14 protein-coding genes and 3 tRNA genes are annotated in these 18,426 nt (G+C 44.7%); 5 read left to right on the top strand and 12 right to left on the bottom strand.

The features are described from left to right. The first annotated feature begins 66 nt into the window (after positions 1-66). Positions 67-1,656 (top strand): hypothetical protein, encoded by a 1,590-nt coding sequence (locus tag ACLWBB_RS00535; RefSeq protein WP_413289585.1) that lies wholly within the window; start codon positions 67-69, stop codon positions 1,654-1,656. 47 nt (positions 1,657-1,703) lie between these two features. Beyond that, a complete protein-coding gene (locus ACLWBB_RS00530) occupies positions 1,704-2,444 on the top strand; it encodes a substrate-binding periplasmic protein (protein WP_413289584.1) in 741 nt (246 codons plus the stop codon). Between the two features lie 56 nt (positions 2,445-2,500). On the opposite strand, the gene groL is transcribed toward ACLWBB_RS00530, so the two are convergent. From groL to ACLWBB_RS00495, 7 genes are all read right to left on the bottom strand, one after another. After that, positions 2,501-4,147 carry a chaperonin GroEL gene (gene groL, locus ACLWBB_RS00525; RefSeq protein ID WP_413289583.1) on the bottom strand — a complete coding sequence of 549 codons (1,647 nt, stop codon included), beginning with the start codon at positions 4,145-4,147 and terminating at the stop codon, positions 2,501-2,503. A 37-nt stretch (positions 4,148-4,184) separates the two neighbouring features. Further along, positions 4,185-4,472, bottom strand: coding sequence for a co-chaperone GroES (gene groES, locus ACLWBB_RS00520; protein WP_413291631.1), 288 nt, complete (start codon positions 4,470-4,472; stop codon positions 4,185-4,187). Positions 4,473-4,621: 149 nt separating this feature from the next. Then, complete coding sequence (locus tag ACLWBB_RS00515; protein WP_413289582.1) at positions 4,622-5,143, bottom strand: hypothetical protein; 522 nt, start codon at positions 5,141-5,143, stop codon at positions 4,622-4,624. 125 nt (positions 5,144-5,268) lie between these two features. After that, entirely contained in the window at positions 5,269-5,838 is a 570-nt protein-coding gene (locus ACLWBB_RS00510; protein WP_413289581.1) for a hypothetical protein, read from the bottom strand. Between the two features lie 80 nt (positions 5,839-5,918). Continuing rightward, positions 5,919-6,128, bottom strand: coding sequence for a hypothetical protein (locus ACLWBB_RS00505; protein ID WP_413289580.1), 210 nt, complete (start codon positions 6,126-6,128; stop codon positions 5,919-5,921). A 2-nt stretch (positions 6,129-6,130) separates the two neighbouring features. Beyond that, positions 6,131-6,505 (bottom strand): hypothetical protein, encoded by a 375-nt coding sequence (locus tag ACLWBB_RS00500; protein ID WP_413289579.1) that lies wholly within the window; start codon positions 6,503-6,505, stop codon positions 6,131-6,133. A gap of 143 nt (positions 6,506-6,648) precedes the next feature. Beyond that, positions 6,649-6,724: transfer RNA gene (locus ACLWBB_RS00495), tRNA-Asn, on the bottom strand. A 301-nt stretch (positions 6,725-7,025) separates the two neighbouring features. Here ACLWBB_RS00495 and ACLWBB_RS00490 point away from each other — a divergent pair. Then, the gene (locus ACLWBB_RS00490; RefSeq protein WP_413289578.1) at positions 7,026-9,668 is read left to right on the top strand and encodes a CHASE2 domain-containing protein; all 2,643 of its coding nucleotides are present in this window, start codon (positions 7,026-7,028) and stop codon (positions 9,666-9,668) included. Between the two features lie 73 nt (positions 9,669-9,741). After that, positions 9,742-13,389, top strand: coding sequence for a hypothetical protein (locus ACLWBB_RS00485; RefSeq protein ID WP_413289577.1), 3,648 nt, complete (start codon positions 9,742-9,744; stop codon positions 13,387-13,389). Between the two features lie 64 nt (positions 13,390-13,453). Here ACLWBB_RS00485 and ACLWBB_RS00480 read toward each other — a convergent pair whose 3' ends face one another. The 4 genes from ACLWBB_RS00480 to ACLWBB_RS00465 form a co-directional block, all read right to left on the bottom strand. After that, entirely contained in the window at positions 13,454-15,466 is a 2,013-nt protein-coding gene (locus tag ACLWBB_RS00480) for a tetratricopeptide repeat protein (protein WP_413289576.1), read from the bottom strand. Between the two features lie 15 nt (positions 15,467-15,481). Further along, positions 15,482-16,342, bottom strand: a complete 861-nt coding sequence (locus tag ACLWBB_RS00475; protein ID WP_413289575.1) for a FecR domain-containing protein — start codon at positions 16,340-16,342, stop codon at positions 15,482-15,484. 222 nt (positions 16,343-16,564) lie between these two features. Then, positions 16,565-17,239 carry a hypothetical protein gene (locus tag ACLWBB_RS00470; RefSeq protein ID WP_413289574.1) on the bottom strand — a complete coding sequence of 225 codons (675 nt, stop codon included), beginning with the start codon at positions 17,237-17,239 and terminating at the stop codon, positions 16,565-16,567. 230 nt (positions 17,240-17,469) lie between these two features. Beyond that, a tRNA-Arg gene (locus tag ACLWBB_RS00465) sits at positions 17,470-17,546 on the bottom strand. Between the two features lie 170 nt (positions 17,547-17,716). Here ACLWBB_RS00465 and ACLWBB_RS00460 point away from each other — a divergent pair. Then, positions 17,717-17,809: transfer RNA gene (locus tag ACLWBB_RS00460), tRNA-Ser, on the top strand. Between the two features lie 73 nt (positions 17,810-17,882). On the opposite strand, the gene ACLWBB_RS00455 is transcribed toward ACLWBB_RS00460, so the two are convergent. Continuing rightward, positions 17,883-18,233 carry a hypothetical protein gene (locus ACLWBB_RS00455; protein WP_413289573.1) on the bottom strand — a complete coding sequence of 117 codons (351 nt, stop codon included), beginning with the start codon at positions 18,231-18,233 and terminating at the stop codon, positions 17,883-17,885. Positions 18,234-18,426: the final 193 nt, after the last annotated feature.

The raw sequence follows: 18,426 nt of genomic DNA, 5'->3' as shown, positions 1-18,426 counted from the left end.
CGGATTCTCGAGCGATTTACTTGATGTGAAATTGACGACTTTTTTCGACGCAGGCAGAATAAAAATATGAAAACAAATCTTGGAGTCCTGCTTCTCTGTCAGATGCTATTCGTCCTGCTCTTTTCATTACAGACCAGAGCCCAGTCGACATCTTCCTTTGTAAGTGCGGCAGATCAAGATCTTACAGTGAAAACTGTCACGGCAGTTCCCTTCACAGACAACATCAAGGGCATCTATGCCCAACCTTTGTATAAGAAGTTTCAAGACCTCATCAGCAATGAAAAATTGTGGTCCTACGAAGCTCTACCGGATTCAACTCAAGCGCCCCTAGACCTCGATGAAAATCCTAACGCAGTAAAGGGTCTTCTGAATACGGCGAAAGCTCAGGGTTTGTTTTCATTCCGAATCACAAAGGGTCCCAAAGGTTTAAACGGAAGACTGACTTTCTTTGCCGGAACTTCTGGCTTCCCACTTTTGCAAGAAGAGCTTGTCGACTATCCAGGATTTGAAATTGCAGACCTTGAAAAGCAACTTGAAGGCATGTACGAAAAGATCAAAGCGCGTCTTCCATACCGCGGGATGATTTTAAGCCGTCGCGGTCAAGAGGTTACAATTAATCTTGGTTTTAAAACCGGCGTTAAAAATAACGACGAAATCTCCGTGATTCAAATTTTGAAAGTAAACCGCCATCCGAAATTGAAATTCATGGTGAGCACTGAAAAAGAGATCTTAGGAAAAATCAAAATCTTTAAAACAGACGAATATCTTAGCTTTGCCTATGTCACCTACGAGCGTGAACCTGGAACTCTTCAAACAGGCATGAAACTCTTGCCGCTTGATTTCGTTCGCTACAATGAGCCTGTCGTAGCCAATGGAAAAGTTGTACCTGGTTTAGAAAACCGTAAAGATCGTGATCTTAGCTATGGCGATAACCCGCAAGAGTGGTTACCGCAACAAGCTCCACAATATGGTCGTATCGCACTGTTAGCCGGAATCGGCAACTACAGCATGTCTACCAATTTGAGTGCTTCGGGCTCTATTGAAGCTTCTACTTCGATGGCTCCTGAGATCGCAATCAAGGGCGAGCTCTGGTTAAGCAGCGAGTGGAATGTTCTTTATAACATTCGCCAGTCTGTTTTTAGTGTTTCAAATCCGCTTGCGGGCGCAACTCCTGCAACTTTGAATATGTCATTGTCTTCTTACGGTGTCTCCGGAGCTTACAACTTCTTAATGAGTGAAGACTTCTTTGGTCCTAAACTCCAACTGAGCGCAGGCTATGCCACTTATAATTCACATTCAGACCAAAGCACGCCACTGGCATTTACCAATATGAACTATGGTGGATTGGTGTTTGGTGTCCTTGGACAATTCCCACTTAGTCAGGAAATCCCAATGGATTTAGGCGCGCAATTTAATTTGTTCCTAAGTCCTAGCATGAGCGAATCAACAGCATCCGGTGATTCTTCTGACAGCACTATTAATCAGTTTGGCTTCTTCGGTGTTTACCACCTGAAGAGCCGGTTTAAAATTCGTGGCGAAATCAACTTTGAGTACTATTCAACCGATTTCTCGGGGACCGGATCTGGAACCCATACCTCCTCAAACACAACTCAAAAGATTACAAGCTTTATGGGTGGAATTGAGTATCTTTTCTAAGAAACACGAACTCAATCCATCCAACAAACGTGATTTAATGGGATGGTATGGTACGCATATTATGTCTTGTATTACTTATTGTTAGCTCAAACGCTCAGGCGAAGAGTCTGCGAATAGCAGGTATTGAGGGCGGGCCTCATTTTCTTTACGATGCGAACTCTCCACGCCCCGGTGGACTTGTCCCACAATTTGTAGATCAATTCATAGCACCCGCACTCAAAGCAAAATACAACATGAACATTGAATGGCATCAAGCACCCACAGCACGTCTTCTGAAAGAACTCGAAGTCGGCGAATTAGATGTGTTGTGTTTCTTGATTGTGACCCCTGAAAGACAAAAGCTGTACGGCTATGCCAAAGAACCTTTTATTTCAGGTCAACCTTCTATGATCGTACGTAAAGGGTTTGTGAAGGGTAATGAAGTCAGCGATTACAGCGCTTTCAAAAATAAGATGATCTCGATGATGGCGGGCGTACTTATTCCGCCGTTTATCGAAGAAAACAAAATCTCTCTTTATCCATTAACTGGATATAGTGTCTCGGACCGCACTCTGTCGTTGTTAGCAAATGGGCGTATCGATGGCATCTTCATTCACCTCCATCAAGTCGCCGAATACATGGTTCTGAATAACAACATGTCGGACTCACTGAAGGTGGTAAGGCTACCGGGCCCAGAATTTAAAATCTATCCAGCCTTTCACAAAAACCTATCTCCGGATCTTGTAAACTTTTTGGATCAAACCTTCACAAAGAACCGCGAAGAGTATTTGAGACTGATGAAGAAATAAAAAAACCCCCGGTGTTTCCACCGAGGGTTTTGAGTGTTTACCACTAGAGGCGCAGATTACATCATATCGCCCATGCCACCCATGCCGCCCATTCCTGGAGCGCCACCTGGCATACCTGCAGATTCCTTTTTAGGAGCTTCTGCAATCATTGTTTCAGTTGTAAGCATCAAAGACGCAACAGAAGCTGCGTTTACAAGTGCACAACGAACAACTTTAACTGGATCGATAACGCCGTCTTTGATCAAGTCAGTGTATTCGTCAGAATAAGCGTTGAAGCCCCATGCATTTGATTTGTTTTGAAGGATACGATCCAAAACGATCGCGCCATCAAGACCCGCATTTGCAGCGATTTGACGAATAGGCTCTTCGCAAGCACGTTTGATGATCATCGCGCCAAATTGCTCTTCTTCAGAGAATTTAGTTTTATCGATTTTAGTTGCCGCTCTCAAAAGGGCAGTACCACCACCAGCTACGATACCTTCTTCAACAGCTGCGCGAGTTGCATTCAAAGCATCTTCTACGCGGTGTTTTTTCTCTTTCATTTCAACTTCTGAAGGAGCACCAACGTGGATAACAGCTACGCCGCCAGCCAATTTAGCCAAACGCTCTTTCAATTTTTCTTTGTCATAGTCAGAAGTAGTTTCTTCGACTTGAGCTTTAACTTGGTTTACGCGAGCAGTGATGTCTGCTTTTTTGCCAGAACCATCAATGATTGTTGTGTTGTCTTTGTCTACAACGATGCGTTTTGCAGTACCCAAGTCAGCAGCAGTAGCTTGCTCAAGTTTCGCACCCATGTCTTCAGAGATCATTTTCGCGCCAGTCAAGATCGCGATGTCTTCAAGCATAGCTTTACGGCGGTCACCGAAGCCAGGAGCTTTCACAGCGCAAACTTGAAGAGTGCCACGCAATTTATTAACAACCAAAGTTGCCAATGCTTCGCCTTCAACATCTTCAGCGATGATCAACAATTGACGACCTTGCTTAGCAACGCCTTCAAGAATACCGATCATGTCTTTCATTGAAGTGATTTTTTTGTCGTATACAAGAACCAAAGCGTTCTCAAGAACAGCTTCCATTCTTTCTGCGTTAGTTACGAAGTAAGGAGAAAGGTAACCACGGTCGAATTGCATACCTTCTACAACTGTTACTTCAGTTTTAGCAGTTTTAGATTCTTCGATAGTGATAACGCCTTCTTTGCCGACTTTATCCATAGCGTCTGCCAACATTTGACCGATTTCTTTGTCGTTGTTTGCAGAGATAGAACCAACTTGAGCAACTTCGTTCGAACCTTTTACAGGTTTCGCCATAGTTTTAAGTTCTTCTACGATCATGTTCACGGCTTTATCGATACCGCGTTTTACAGACATTGGGTTGTGACCAGCTGTAACGATTTTAGCGCCTTCGCGATAGATCGCTTGAGCCAAAACAGTTGCAGTTGTTGTACCGTCACCAGCTTCTTCATTGGTTTTAGAAGCAACTTCTTTAACCATCTGAGCGCCCATGTTTTCGAATTTGTTTTCCAATTCGATTTCTTTAGCAACAGTTACACCGTCTTTAGTGATCAATGGTGAACCGAAAGATTTTTCGATTACAACGTTACGACCTTTAGGTCCAAGAGTCACTTTCACAGCGTTCGCAAGAGTGTTAACACCTTTTAGGATGTGTGCGCGAGCGTCTTCAGAAAAACGTAATTCTTTACTCATTTAAAATTCTCCTTAATAAAAAACTTAGAAAATAAAATTAGTGGAAGATACCGAGGATATCTTCTTCTCTCATCATCAAATACTCTTGGCCATCAAGCTTAAGCTCTGTGCCTGCGTATTTGCTGAAAAGAACTTTGTCGCCAGCTTTCACTTCCAATGGAAGGATTTTGCCGTCTTCAGTTACGCGACCTTTACCGGTAGCAACGATTTCACCTTTTTGAGGCTTTTCTTTAGCAGTGTCTGGAATGAAAAGTCCGCCAGCAGTTTTTTCTTCTTCTGCCATACGACGAACCAAAATACGATCATGAAGAGGGCGAACGCCAATCTCTTTAGCCATGTAAATTACCTCCGAAAAATGGATGACTTATAGATGGTGGTAATATGAATTGCCTCGTAATTATGTCAAGGCATATAGGCTAAATTATCTTTTAGGGCTCTGCGTAAATTGGAAGCAACTTTAGTATTTTTGATGAGTTATCTAATACGGTCTGAGGATAAATCTTGAGCACTTGGAGGCATCTCCGAAGTGTGACTACCAAAGACGCTATTTGCATAGGCGGCCATTAATTCGGCCACTTCTTCTGCAGTAAGTTTGCCTGCAACCTCATTGAAGGCTGCTTTCTTATCTTGAACCTTTGTGAGGTAACCAACGAAGTAGTCTGTCACTGAAAGATCCTTCGCCATTTCTAAAATGGACTGATCTTGCTGCAACTGAGTTTCTAAACTTTCGCTGTTAGTTCCAGAACTTGCCTCGATACCCGCTTTGCGACGAGCGACGTTAGGATCTTTGCTTTTAGCAATTTGAATTTTGGTCTTAGTAACGGTGACGCGGGTCAGGGCATCTTGGACTTTTTCACTCTTCCATTCGCGGAAGCTTTTGGTTTTTACGGATTCATGAGTAGGGGATGTAGTGGCAGAAGCAACAGCGCAAACTTCTAATGAAGTGGCGCAAATCAATGTAAATAGCCATACAGGCAGTTGCTTCTTAAGGTGCATTAAAGGCCTCCGCAAAAACGTACATCTGCAGCCATGCCTTCAAAGCCTATGCCCCCACTAACGACGCGTCAGGTCAATTGTATTGGATTTAATGGAAATTCTGGAGCAATTATGGGCTCTTAGAGCTAAAAATTGTCTCCGAATGAGGCACTCTCCTGGCAAAGCGGAACTGCAAAATCCCCCGCCACATGGGTGCCGCCAACCTTCGGGTTTTTGAAGGACCCATTTAAATACCCATGCACTTCGAACTTATTGATGATGCCAAAACTGATCTCGCCCAAGTCCGCCCGCATATTGTCGCGAGGTTGCGGTTGGAAGTCTAAATCCGTAAAGAAAATCGAAAGGTTTGAGTTAAATGGATCCTCGGGTGCAATCATCCAGGTCGCCATCTGTTGAGGAGCCGTCAATCGTACCTGCAGAACCGAACCCGTTTTTTCTTTGCATGGGTCTTCGAATTTGTCGCCCCAAAGCTGAATGACGAGGTAGTTCGTACGATACTTACGATAGACGAAGGCACGTCCGCTCTTAAACTCCCAAGCTTTGCCATTGATACTGCCTTGGGCAGGTTCACCTTCGCCAAGCTTGCGATCTGGTGGTGGTTCGGGAATAGGGGTCTCTGCTGCCTTTTTCGAAGGAGAACATGCCACCAGCACCAGGAGCCCAATAAATAAAACGAAGTGATTCAATAATCGCATCTAGGTTTAAAAGTAGAATACTTTGAGTTTTAGCTCAAGTTTGGGCGCAAAAATTAGACATTTAGCTACTTTAGACATTTCTACTGGTCTGGCTCTTGGCAGCGATACCCCACAAAAACCCAGCGGCTTTGGACTGCATCCCAATTGTATGCGGCCTCGCCACGGTCACCTTGTGCACATTCACTACGTAAGAGCAGGGAGTTTTTGTGGGTTTCCGCAGGCTTGGTAATACCCACCTTCGCCGTGAGTACCAAACCTGTGACTAATCCCAGGGCAAAAAGCAGTTTCATAATTAATGGCACTCTCTGGTATCAAAACCACTGTTGCGACTTGCGCGATTACCACGACCCGGGTTGCCACCTCGGCCCCAACGGTTATTATCGCCACGATATTTGCGGCAAGTGTATCCAGCAAAATCCCAACGGTGTTTGCGGGCATCCCAACGCCAGCGAGCGACTCGCTCATAACCTTTACCGCACCAAGAACGACGACCTCGGTACTCGTTTGTGCCGGCATCATCGGTTTGAATTACTTGTCCGTTTTCCAATTGAACGTAAGGTGGTTCGAACTCATCGTCTCCGATTCTGAATTTTCCTTCTGCTTCGAAAGCAGGTGCTGCAATGGCAAAAAAAGATGTGGCTAAGAATAAGCTCAAAAGCTTTTTCATCTACGGATCTCCTTGTTGAGTTGTAAGAACAAAGAAAAAGTATGCAGGAGGAGATGCGTGAATGCGGTGATATTTCTCCCAAGAACGCTGGAAGCTTTCGTCGTGGTATTCAATTTTTAAGGGTTGTGATTTGAAATAAAAAATGGCTCAGAAGGAGGGACTCGAACCCCCGACCCAGCGGTTAACAGCCGCTTGCTCTACCGACTGAGCTACTTCTGAACGTGTCGGAAGCGCCCAAATTAGGGCCTACGACCAGCAAAGTCAATATCTAACCTATTTGCCGGTGTTTCCAAAAAGTAAAAAAACCGGGTTATTACTGTTCGCTCTCAGGACCTTGGAAGGCTGGCGCAATTCGCGCATCGCATAAAGGACCATGAAAAGGGTCGTAACCATCATCATAATTTTTAATAAGACGATCTTGTTCATACCCCAAGGCTAGCCGACTCCCCCTCCGAAGTCCAGCCACCTGGACTCGCTTAACTAGTCTCCGATTTATCCATAAAATGCCGACAGATAGGCCATGAAAACAGAAAGAATTAGCCTACTTATCGGATTTATAATCACCCTCGGGATCTTTGCATTTTCTCTGTCATACTATAAGTACAAAGCCACCCCAGCTATTCAACGCGGCGAAAATCAATTCATGGATATCGTCGAGGTTTTGGATCTGCGCTTTAATGATTTGAAATACAAACTCAAAAAACCTTCGAACTCTCAAGCTCCGGTGGCCTTAATCGCCTTGGACGACGCCTCTTTGCGGGAAATCGGCCGCTGGCCATGGAGCCGCGAACTTGTCAGCGAAATGACTGAAAAGCTTATCGATAATGGCGTGAGCTCTGTCGGATTCGACGTGATCTTTTCTGAACCCGAAAAAGGATTGCTTGAAGCTGATGCCAAGTTTGGACAGCTAATTCAAAAACATCCCGACAAAATCATTCTGGGAACTTTCAGTGAAAAGCAACACAACTACAAACCTTATCAAGATCTTTGTGTCGCAGAAGCTTTTCTTAAAAATGGTGGAGACCAGATTGCGAAACTCAATCCAAAGTTTGCAATCGATGAAACTGGGACTGTTTTTGATGATTTGAACTGGGCACCTTTGTTTGAAGTTCTTTTTCAGAATGTTCAGCATGAAGTTCAGCAGGGCGTTCTTCAAGGCTTAAAGAAAAATTCTGTGGAAGAACTCACCGAGTTTCAAAAAAACAATCTGGCGGCTCGTAAGTCAGAGTCGCTCTTTGAATATTGTAAAACATGGCTGACTCCTCAAGATGTATTCTTGGATAAAGAAGTTGTTGCAGGTGTGACGCCTTTGTATCTAAAGGTCACAGCAAGTCATAAAGAACTTGGCAGTCTTTCTTTCGAAGAGCTCGTTGAAAAAATCAAAACCGCGTATACCAACCACCCCATTCCTCAATATGGCGAGTGGACTCCGAATGTCCCTGTCATGCAAATGCCGGCTTCATACAGCGCCAGCTTCGTGGCCATGCAAGATGCTGACGGTTACGTGCGACGTTATCCGCTCTATTTCCGTTCGGGCAATAAACTAGGTTCGAGCTTTATTCCGTCCCTTGCTTTGCAAAGTTATTTGCTTTCAGGTCCTTATCGCGCCGAAGTGAAAATGGGCACGGGTCTTGGTGGAGTAAAAAAACTCGATGAGTTCACTATCTATAATATGGAGACCGAGCCCGAGCAAAAAGTCGCAAGTCTGCCTGTGGGTAAGTCTGGGGAATTGTTGATTAACTACTATGGAAGACAAATGTCTTTGCCATATGTTTCTGCAAAAGAACTTTTTAACGATAGCCCTAACGTGAGTGTTCAGCTCATGGAGCGAAGTGCTGGTGGAAAACAAATTGAAATCCGTCAAACCACAGTTAGTAAGCAAGAGTTTTTCAAAAATCGAAGCGTCTTAGTCGGCGCCACGGCGATCGGTCTTTACGATCTTCGTAGTACGCCCCTTGAGGCGAACTATCCGGGGCCAGAGCTCCATTTAACAATGCTTGCGAATCTTCTTGATCAGAATTTTTTGAAAGCATGGACTAAAGAAACAAGCTTGATGCCTTACTTGCTTTTGGTGTTAGGGATTCTCATCACTATCGCTTGGGCGTTTGTGGACTCTCTGACATCATTCATGATTCTGGCCGGCGTGATGATCGTCGGTCTTGGTGTGGATATTTGGTTGTTCTTAAGTAGAAAACTGCTTGTTCATACTTTTATGCCTTATGCGCTGATCTTGTTCTGCTTCTTCGCCATCCAACTGTATAGATACTTCACAGAGGAAAAGAAAAAGCGGGAACTTAAATCTACATTCTCGAAATACGTGTCACCTGCGGTTGTGGATGAGCTTCTGAAAGACGCTGAGAACTTAAAACTGGGTGGTCGTAAAGAACACATGACCGTGTTCTTCTCGGACGTGCGTGGATTTACCACGATCTCGGAAAAATTGCCTCCTGAAGAATTGTCACGCGTGTTGAACTTGTATCTGACGCCGATGACCGAGATTGTATTTAAGAATAACGGTACTTTGGATAAATACATTGGTGATGCGATCATGGCTTTCTTCGGTGCTCCGATCAAACATAAGAACCACGCCAAGGAAGCTTGTCGATGTGCTTTGCAAAACTTGGAAAAGCTTAAAGACCTGCAAAAAGAATTCGAAGCTCAGGGGCTTCCTCATATCGATATTGGGATCGGCATTAATACCGGCGCGATGAGTGTGGGGAACATGGGATCCAATATCGTTCAAAACTACACAGTGATGGGCGACTCTGTAAACTTGGCCGCTCGTCTTGAGGGTATTAACAAAGAATATGGCACCCGAATTATTATTAGCCAATTCACTCACGCAGAGATCGGCAGTGATTTTACCTCACGTGAGGTCGATCGCGTGCGCGTGAAAGGAAAGTACGAGCCTGTTCGTATTTTTGAACTCGTTTGCGAAGGGGAGCCTTCGGATCAAGTCAGCGCGTTGATGAAACACTTCCATCAGGGCTATGAGCTCTATCACAAAAAGCAATTTGCAGAGGCTCTTGAAGTTTTCAAGAAAGCACTGACAGTGTCTCAAAATGATCCTGTGTCAGAATTGTATGTGGAACGTTGCCAAGAATATCTCAGTTCGGCACCTCCGGACGACTGGGACGGTGTTTACGTGATGAAAACCAAGTAAAACGAACACTTAATGTTTTAGCTGACTTTGCGAAAAACCGAAGAGTTTACGTAGACTTCACGGGAGAAGATAAATGCGGACGAAAATCTTCATATTGATCGTTGGTTTGATTGGATCGAGCCTCATTGCCTGTACACGTGCTGCCAAGGATGACACTGCGAAAGTAAGCATTGCTCTTCCTAAAACTATGGCCGGCAAAATGAATGCAGCCAGTAGTACGATGGAACTTACTCACGTTGCAATCAACGCAAGTGGCTCTGGCATGAATACTGTTGTTTATAGCTGGGATTCTTGCCATGACTGCCAAAATGCTTCTACGACAATACCTAGTAGCTTCTCGGTTGCTGTACCTTCTGGATCAGGTCGTTTGATTCAAATTCTAGCTGTCTATGAAGATCCAGACTCTCAGCAAATGATGTTCTACTACGGAGATACTACTGCTGAAATCTCTGGCGCTACTATGGATTTGAACATCAATGTTGCTCAAGTTGGTGCTGGGAATATCACAAGTGGCCGCGTTTCTGGTCGCTATTTCAAAGACACTTCTTCGGGTCCCACTGGCGTTGTTGATATTAAGTACAACCCAGGCAACGGAAAGCTTCCTCTGATCGTCGACCGTGGCATCATCGTCAATGGTTGGTTCAGTATGTTCATGCTTTCTGGCGCTAATCTGCAATACGTTGTACGTGAAACTGGTGAAATGCTCTGGGGCCAGGAAATGAGTTTTGAATCCTCAGCAATGAATCCTTCAGAAAATTCTGGCGCCTATTTCGACCAAAGAGCGCGCGCGTTCTTACCTATTCACATCGAGCAACGCGATGAGGGTGGAACAATTTCTTACAAAAAAGCTGCGGCTGAAACTTTTGTTTGGGGTTACTGGGGTCCTGGTGCCGTTGGTAAAAAAGTTTGTACCTCTGGTTTAGATGGCTCACCAGTTCCACAAAAACTTAAAAGGTATGTAGATACCAATCTGGCAAGCGCTCCAGAGATCGTCGTATCACACTACATAAACCATAGCCTTACAGTTCCTACAAAAGCGCAGCTGACAGATACAGCGAATCCTTATGGGTACATTGTTGTCGAAGGTGGACAAAGCATGTCGAGCTCTTGCGGCAGCTTCGCAGATACTGCGACAAACCAATATTCTAACTTCCAAAAAGTGACTCTGGATTTATTTGATGGCAACGGTGGAGATTCTGTTGCTGGCTTCCGTGGTATCTTCCGTAATACAAGCGTGTATAACTTCGTGGATATCTCGGGCGATCCAAAAGCGATTTCTGGTCAGGTTCTTCCTGGTGTTGAAGCGGTGTTTGATGGACTTCGTTTCTTCAAAAAGCCGACAACTACAGATATGCATATGGATGTTGTTGATTGTGCAAACTTAGGTGGTGAAGGGTTTATCTCTGGTGCCTCGAGTGATGGTGTTATCAACAGCTCTACGGGTGCATTCACATTAACTTCTAATATCACTACGACTGAAGCTAGCGCAGGCGTCAGTGGTGCACTCTGCCCAATGAAATCTGGTAAGTTAGCTCCTATTGGGGTTTTCCTTGGTAAGTGGATGTTTAGCATGGGTGGCGGCAGCAGCGTTGGTGGTGGTAATGCCACTCAACTCGCAACTGTCATGCTTGGAACCAAGGTCGCAAACTATATTTGTACTCCGTTTTTCGTTGAAGGCAGAACTGCCAACAACTCTCTGGGACATTTCAATGGTAGCATGACCTATACATTCTCAGCCGATGGTGGCGATACGTATGTCTATTCAGATTCCTCTTGTTCAAACCAAATTACAGCTCCTTACACAACCAATAATCCTAATCAAACGTTCTTCGTTAAGCGAGCTGTGGGTGGCGTGGCAACACGAACTATGACTGTGACCTCGAGTCTTCCGACAGTTACTCAAACATTAAGCTTTTTGGATTCCACGGGAACTCCGTTTATTAAAACTAGAGTTCAACCAAATATCTACGCACATGGCTGTTATACAATGTCCTATATAGCGATGTTGCAAAACGGTGGCGATTCGATGGTTGCAGACATCGGAGGATCTTACACCGTAAATCCACCAAGTTTATCAGGACTTAATTATTACTACACTTCAGGCGCCCCGTGCTCAACGCCTGGGTCCCCTTCGATGTTTATTAACTCATCAAATCTCATGGTCTCCACCAGCTTCTCATACACAGGGGCCGCAACGACTTTGAACTTGGATGCGATTTCTGCTTCAGGAAGCCCTACTTATAGCGGTGGCTTTGGTGGTGGATCTAGCGTTTCTGTAGCACAACCAGGTGCAAACACTTATGTTCAACTTGGTATGAACAATTCGTTTAGCGCTGAAAGTTGCCAAAGTTTGACATTGCGATCTGTGGACTCCGCATACAACTTGAGCCCGGCAACTCAGGCGATCACTCTCAACTTTACATTCAACGGATCAGGCACTCTGCCTACAGATTCTGGTTTTTATAGTGACCCTTCATGTAATTCTCCGACGGCGCCACCTTCAATTGCAGCGTCAACTACACAATCTTCGATGGTATACTTCCGATGGACGGTTCCTGGAACTATTTCCGTGAATGCCTCTGTCGTAAGTGGTCCTGCAGGTGTCAGCTTCCAGACAATGCCTTTAACTGTAGGTTCTTTTGCAGTAGGTAACATTATTATTTATCCTACAAATGGTGTGACCTTCACTTGGCCAACCACTTTCACAGGCGTTGCAATGCCCGTGCAAAAAGGTCAACCGTTTAACATCACTCTCGAAGCGCGAAGTCCTTTGGGAAATCTGATTTTTGGTTTTAATGATACGAACGCAGGTCCAAGCGGCGTAAATATTCATGATACTTATTCGAGTTTGAACTGTGGCACGATTCTTTGGTATGGCACTGGCTACGGCTCCGTAACCTGTTCCGTTCCGAATGCGCCGGACTACTTCTCGTCAATGCTCCTTCAATTAAAAACTGGGGGCGGTGGTTCGATGTATCCGATGTTCTATGGTGGCACAAATATGCGTGTGTCTCGTGCGGCTGAAGAAGTGAATACTTTGACGTACCTTCTTTCAAAACCGTTTAGCTACTACAGCAATACTTGTCAGCCTCTTTTGGTTGCCCGCGGGCAAAATACTGGAAGCCATTTTGCAGCTTCCACCGTTTCTTCGGGAATGTCCTTCAACTCGATGCTGACATATAATACTGGAGTGGCCGGCTTCTACTCCAATGCAAGCTGTTCATCTTCTATTACTCAGACCACATTGGCATCTGGAGAGTCGGCTGCCCTTGTCTATGTTAAAATGGACGGGAATGCTCCACCGAATGGGTTGGCTATGCAAGCTGACAACAATGGTGTAGCAGATGCAGGGACATCATTACTGACCTTCAGTACCAACGCGGCTCCGAGCACATTTACTCAATATAAAGTGTCTATGTCTGCGAACCAGTACTATAAACTTTGTTCTCCGGTGATGATCGTTCGAACTGACGCAAATGGCGCTGCAGTTGCCGCAGGAAGTTCTGATATTATTGTCCTAAACTCGGACTTCACGGGATCTTGGTATTCAGATGCGTCTTGCTCGGCAACTTTACCGGCTAACAACGCAACATTTAGCACCGGTGAAACGGCGAAGCTCGTTTACTTTAGACCGGATATCATGAGTGGCGGCGGTAGCGTCAATGTCTCGAATGCTGGCAGCGAAACAGGTTCCTTCACAGGAATCAACGTTCAGCCTTAATGATTGTACTGCTTCGAATTATGTAATTTTCAAACAAAAATGCCCTCTCTCTGGAGGGCATTTTTTATTTTTGCAAAATGCTGTGGGTGTAAGTGAAGAGACTCGTAATGAGAAACTTATTGTATTTGTAAGTCTCTACATCCGAGCCAGCGGTCGTTGCCTGGGCGCTTAAAAGCATATTCCATTTCTTATTCAGATCCTTTGTATACGACGCTGTAAGGCTGATTACGGTGTCTTTACGAGGGGTGGTGGCCTCTGCGTAGTTCTGAATAGAATAATCCGCCCTAAGGCTTCCTGTGCCCTTTGCATAAGCTGGGGTGCTATAAGTGGCTGCTAAGCCAAAACGATTGTATTTATAGTTCTTACCATTCGCATTGTTGAGCAAATAGCTGAATTCGCCCGTTAGGGTTTTTTCACCCTTCATATCGAGTACCTGAATTGGCATCAAAGTGAGACCATATCTGGTTCCTGACAAATCATCGTCGCCAACACTTGTTTCTAATGTGGAGTCGTCCATACCCAGATCTAACCGTGTCGAAAGCATCAGATCCTGCTTAACGGGTACAGATGCTGTTGTTGCAAATTCTGTCGTACGAAGAACTACTTCGCGAGAGCCGCTTCCATCCGGGCTCATCATGACATTCTTATAAGTTGGAACCACTTCTAGATAGCCCTGCTTTTTAGAAAATTTAAATTCTTGATGGTATGGCAGGCTGAGACCGAACTCTAAAGCATCTGCAGCTTGTATCGTTGCATCGTTTTTAAAGGTTGAATTTACACTATAGTAATCTGACATGTAGGCTTTTGCGCCAAAGTCAGAAGTCATAGATCTTTGCAAGAACGCTAACGCACTCGCACCATAGTTCAAACGCCAAGCTTTTACGTCCGTCGCTACATTGTTTTCAGCAATATTCAAAATATTGGTGTCATAAATCAGACCGCCAAAAACTGAAAAACGGTATTTTTCTTTTTTGCTTTCGTAGTAACTCTCCAATTTGTCGATTTGCTCTAACAGGTCTTCGGCTGATTTATCCAACTTCGGATCTTTTGAATTATCAAGGACGTATTCCATGCTTTTGCGTGCCTCTGGAAACTTTTGCTGCTGCAATTCAATATTACCTGCATAGAAAGAAGAAATAGGGCTAAGTTCTGGAGAGTTTTCCTCACGGATTTCCACAAACTTCTTTAGCGCTTTGTCGTTGTCTTTCAGTTTTAGGTTGTTCAGTGCTATGTAGTAGTCTTTTTCAATAGCCTGGTCAGAACTCACATCTGCTAAAGAGAGTATTGCTAGAGACTTGTTATAGTTGCCAATCTTGTAAAGACTTACCCCATAACGATACATGTATGTATCAGCCGTGGGATCCAACTCAGTTGCCTGAGCATAGAGCTTCTCAGCCTCTTTATAATTACGTTTTGAATAAAGAGCATCGGCCTGAGCTGCTAAGGCTGCTGCATCTGCTTGTTTCTTTTTCTTTGCCTCTTCAGACATTTTCTGTTGCTGCTCGATCAAAGCCATTCTCTTTTTTGCTTGTGACTCTTCAAGGCTTAATTGCGTGGTTTCTTGTAGTCGGCCTTGCTGGCGAACTAGCTGTTCAATTTTTTCCTTGTTGATCGGAACATTTCCGCCTTTAGGTTTGGCGACTTGGATCTGTTTCGCAATTTGCTTTTCCGCTATTTTCTGTTTTTCCTCCACAACGGTAGCTTCGTGCAGAGCTAGCTCTTCAGGAGTTTTAAACAAAATTACTTTCTGAACAGCTTTTTCCTGAGAAATGTATGCAAAGAATGATTCCCCAGTCGATGTCTGAAAATCTAAGGTTCTCGTAGACGTATCACCTATAAAAAATTGGATAACAAAATACCCATTCCACACTTGAGGTGTGGATGGGTCCTTTTGTAATGTCAGCTGAGTTACTTTACTTGATTCAAGTTCTTTAACCCGAATCATTCGCTCTTCTTGCTCGCCAATGGGGTCTCGAAGTTCCACCATGATGGCCTGGGATTGAGAGATCTTATTTTCTTTTGCAAAACTAAAAAGTCCAAAAACAAGCGAGAACAAAAACAGGCTGAGTCTTTTCATTGTGGTTCAAACTTTCTAATTCGGCGTAACAGGCTTAATATTCACATTCGTTTTTCCGCCGACTGGCACTGGAGGCGGTGTAGGAGGAATTGGTGGCGGCGGCGGTGGCGTTGGTGGCAGCGGCCCCGGAGGTCCTTGAATGGTTGGGAGCGTGTCGTCACCATTAACCATGGACTGACTACCCCCTAAATCAGAGGCCACATCACGCTTCTGATCTCCTCCACCGTTCATACTCGCAGTGGATTCTCCGTCCATCTTTTTCATGTCTTCTTTAGGAACTGCTTTTGGCTTATCCGGAGCTTTATCGGGTCCCGCTTGAGTCATTTCGCCTTTTTTGATGATAACAGGCGCACCGATGGGTTTTCCTTGAGGCCCTACGGATGCCAAATTAACAGATCCCTTGAACGTCACGATCGAAGTCATTCTTGTAGATGGGTCAAAGCCCGCCAAGAACTGAGTACCACGCACGCCCGCAACCGCGGTTGGTGTCTTGATCAAGAATTTATTCTTTTCACCGTCGTAGGTTTGCTCGACGTTATTACGAACTTTCCCTTTAAGAAGATTCAGCTCAACATCTTTTTTTCCGGTAGCGGCATCGTTTTCATATTTTGCGATGACCATTTCTGAATCAGGACTGACGTTGATAACGTTGCGATCAGACATCACGATCTTCACGCGGGAATCTGCGCCAGTAGCGATTTTATCGCCCTCGTACACTTTGCCACCCACTTTGCCGTCGGCGGTTTTACCAGCGTTTGTGATTTTCACAGAGCCTTTGACCACCATCAAAACCCCATACATGGGTTCTGCAAATGCAGCACTTGAGGCAAAAAACAAAATGCTCACCAATGAAACACTGAAAATGAACTTCATCATACGTCCCTCGCTTCTAATAGGATAAGCGAAAGCCGCGAAGTAATGAACGACAGGCTCTGAATCAACCCATTTTTAGACTCAGGTCCGAGCCTTCAATGTGAGCTCAAAAAACAACTTTTCGAGCACGAAAAAGGCCCTGTTTCCAGGGCCTTACGTAAGTCATATTGAGAATTTAAAGATCAATTTCTGGTGCACTCTCAAGAACACACTTCGAACATCAAACTATTTAGTAATGGAAATAGCCTGAGTGAGCGAAAGATTACTACTATTAGTTACGCCTGGGTTATCACCATCTGGGATTCCCAACGTAAGCGTACTACTTCCATCAATAACGATTGAGTTGTACAGAGTGCCAGAACTGATCATGTTCATATAGCTGCAAGCCGCTGGACTGCCTGAAACGGTATATACCCCTGAGCCTTGATCCAATGGATACCAGCTTGGACAACCAGCTTGCATGTTAGTCGAAGCTGCATTTGTGAAGAGAATTAATTGAAGTGACGCCGCCTGAAATGCAATCGCATAACCATTTGTGAGTCCTGGAATTGCAGTTCCAACTGAGAAAGCTCCACCCTGAACAATTGCAAAAACATTCGTGTTACAAGCAGCATCGCTCGTAAAATACTTTGTAACAGTGTAGGCATTTTCGGTCCCACCAGCGTTCATTAAATACAGAGACTTTGTATAGTATTGGATGCCACCGATTCCAACGCCGGGAGTTTGCACACAAGAGGTATAGTAACCTCCCGGACTACCGTCATTAATCTTAACGGCAGGTGTTGTGCTTTCTTCGTCAGTCTCTTCTTCGACTTTCTTCTCACAGCCAAGACCCATAGTTAAAGCGACAGCACTAATCAATAATAGCTTAATAAAAGACATGCCCTGAGGATTCATCATACGTACTCCATCCTATTTTGGGTTGTTTAGATGTCAGCCCTTATGATTTCATATCCATTCGAAAACTCACAATGGAAACCCTGAGCACCGCTATAGGCGTAGCAAATCTGGACGTGTCAGTCTGCGGACGTTCGATAACTAGACCGCGAATTAAGATGGTACAGGACCTTTATTCTGATGATTTTGCCTCAAATTTAAGCAGATTAAGTTGTCAGAAAGGGAAGAAAAGTTGGTGCAGACGGGAGGATTCGAACCTCCGACCACCTGATTCGTAGTCAGGTACTCTATCCAGCTGAGCTACGACTGCACGTAGTGGAATAGGATTCCAAAGAGAGGCTTGTTGTATTGCCGACCCGAGAAAAAATCAAGGTTCTTTACGCGTTTTGCAAAAAGAATTCTGGTCTAAGCTTGATTATAAGGGGGGGCTATGGCAGGTTGGCTGAAGTCTGCCGTAAAAAGCTGACCCAATTTTCGTGCGGAAAGGTGGGTGAGTGGCTGAAACCAAGCGTTTGCTAAACGCTCGTAGACTCAAAAGGTCTACCGCGGGTTCAAATCCCGCCCTTTCCGCCATTTTCGACCCACTCTATCTATATACTAATACCCTTCAGTAAGATGGCTTAGCTTCGCTAAATAGAATGTTCACTTACGGTGGATGGATATTTTTCTCGTAACCAACAGGTCTATGGCTTCGCAGTGACTGACGACCCTCGTGGCCACCAAACCGGCTTTCACGCCAAACTTTTACCTGAAGTCGTAGGGTCTCCGACGCCTGATTCAGGACATCCATTAAATCCTGTCCTTGTGTTTCAGCAGCGAACTGACCATCCACGAATTTAACGGCAACTTTCAATACGTAGTTTTCGTCCTCCTTTGTGACGGTCGCATTTACATACGAGTCCGGAGTCGCGTTTTGTAACTTATCCAGAAATCTTCGCATTGTGAAACGAGTTCTTTCTGGGACTTCAAAACCTACATAGTCAAAATCGCGTTTCATACGTTCCTCCTTGTGTCGGCGTCTCACTTCTTTCACTTGTACTCAGTTTATTCCGCAGAATTCAAAAAAGATCTCTGCTCATATCAAGTTCTCTTGAAGCTCATTCTTCATTTCTCAGGCTGCTACGCGTGTTTTCGAGTTCGGCGTAAGACGTAAAAAAGTTCGGCGAAAAACGCGAAAGTCTCAGGTGGAA

Origin of the sequence: Bdellovibrio sp. HCB337 (genome assembly GCF_047302465.1) — a bacterium.
GTDB lineage: Bacteria > Bdellovibrionota > Bdellovibrionia > Bdellovibrionales > Bdellovibrionaceae > JACMRP01.
The sequence above is the reverse complement of the archived record's forward strand: the minus strand, read 5'-3'. Positions and strand labels throughout refer to the sequence as shown.

Excerpts from the sequence above, each read along its gene's own strand:
- ACLWBB_RS00510 (WP_413289581.1), bottom strand. The coding sequence starts at position 5,838 with ATGCGATTATTGAATCACTTCGTTTTATTTATTGGGCTCCTGGTGCTG.
- ACLWBB_RS00475 (WP_413289575.1), bottom strand. The coding sequence starts at position 16,342 with ATGATGAAGTTCATTTTCAGTGTTTCATTGGTGAGCATTTTGTTTTTT.
- ACLWBB_RS00535 (WP_413289585.1), top strand. The coding sequence starts at position 67 with ATGAAAACAAATCTTGGAGTCCTGCTTCTCTGTCAGATGCTATTCGTC.
- ACLWBB_RS00500 (WP_413289579.1), bottom strand. The coding sequence starts at position 6,505 with ATGAAAAAGCTTTTGAGCTTATTCTTAGCCACATCTTTTTTTGCCATT.
- ACLWBB_RS00490 (WP_413289578.1), top strand. The coding sequence starts at position 7,026 with ATGAAAACAGAAAGAATTAGCCTACTTATCGGATTTATAATCACCCTC.
- ACLWBB_RS00530 (WP_413289584.1), top strand. The coding sequence starts at position 1,704 with ATGGTACGCATATTATGTCTTGTATTACTTATTGTTAGCTCAAACGCT.
- ACLWBB_RS00480 (WP_413289576.1), bottom strand. The coding sequence starts at position 15,466 with ATGAAAAGACTCAGCCTGTTTTTGTTCTCGCTTGTTTTTGGACTTTTT.
- ACLWBB_RS00455 (WP_413289573.1), bottom strand. The coding sequence starts at position 18,233 with ATGAAACGCGATTTTGACTATGTAGGTTTTGAAGTCCCAGAAAGAACT.
- ACLWBB_RS00470 (WP_413289574.1), bottom strand. The coding sequence starts at position 17,239 with ATGATGAATCCTCAGGGCATGTCTTTTATTAAGCTATTATTGATTAGT.
- ACLWBB_RS00515 (WP_413289582.1), bottom strand. The coding sequence starts at position 5,143 with ATGCACCTTAAGAAGCAACTGCCTGTATGGCTATTTACATTGATTTGC.
- ACLWBB_RS00485 (WP_413289577.1), top strand. The coding sequence starts at position 9,742 with ATGCGGACGAAAATCTTCATATTGATCGTTGGTTTGATTGGATCGAGC.
- groL (WP_413289583.1), bottom strand. The coding sequence starts at position 4,147 with ATGAGTAAAGAATTACGTTTTTCTGAAGACGCTCGCGCACACATCCTA.
- ACLWBB_RS00505 (WP_413289580.1), bottom strand. The coding sequence starts at position 6,128 with ATGAAACTGCTTTTTGCCCTGGGATTAGTCACAGGTTTGGTACTCACG.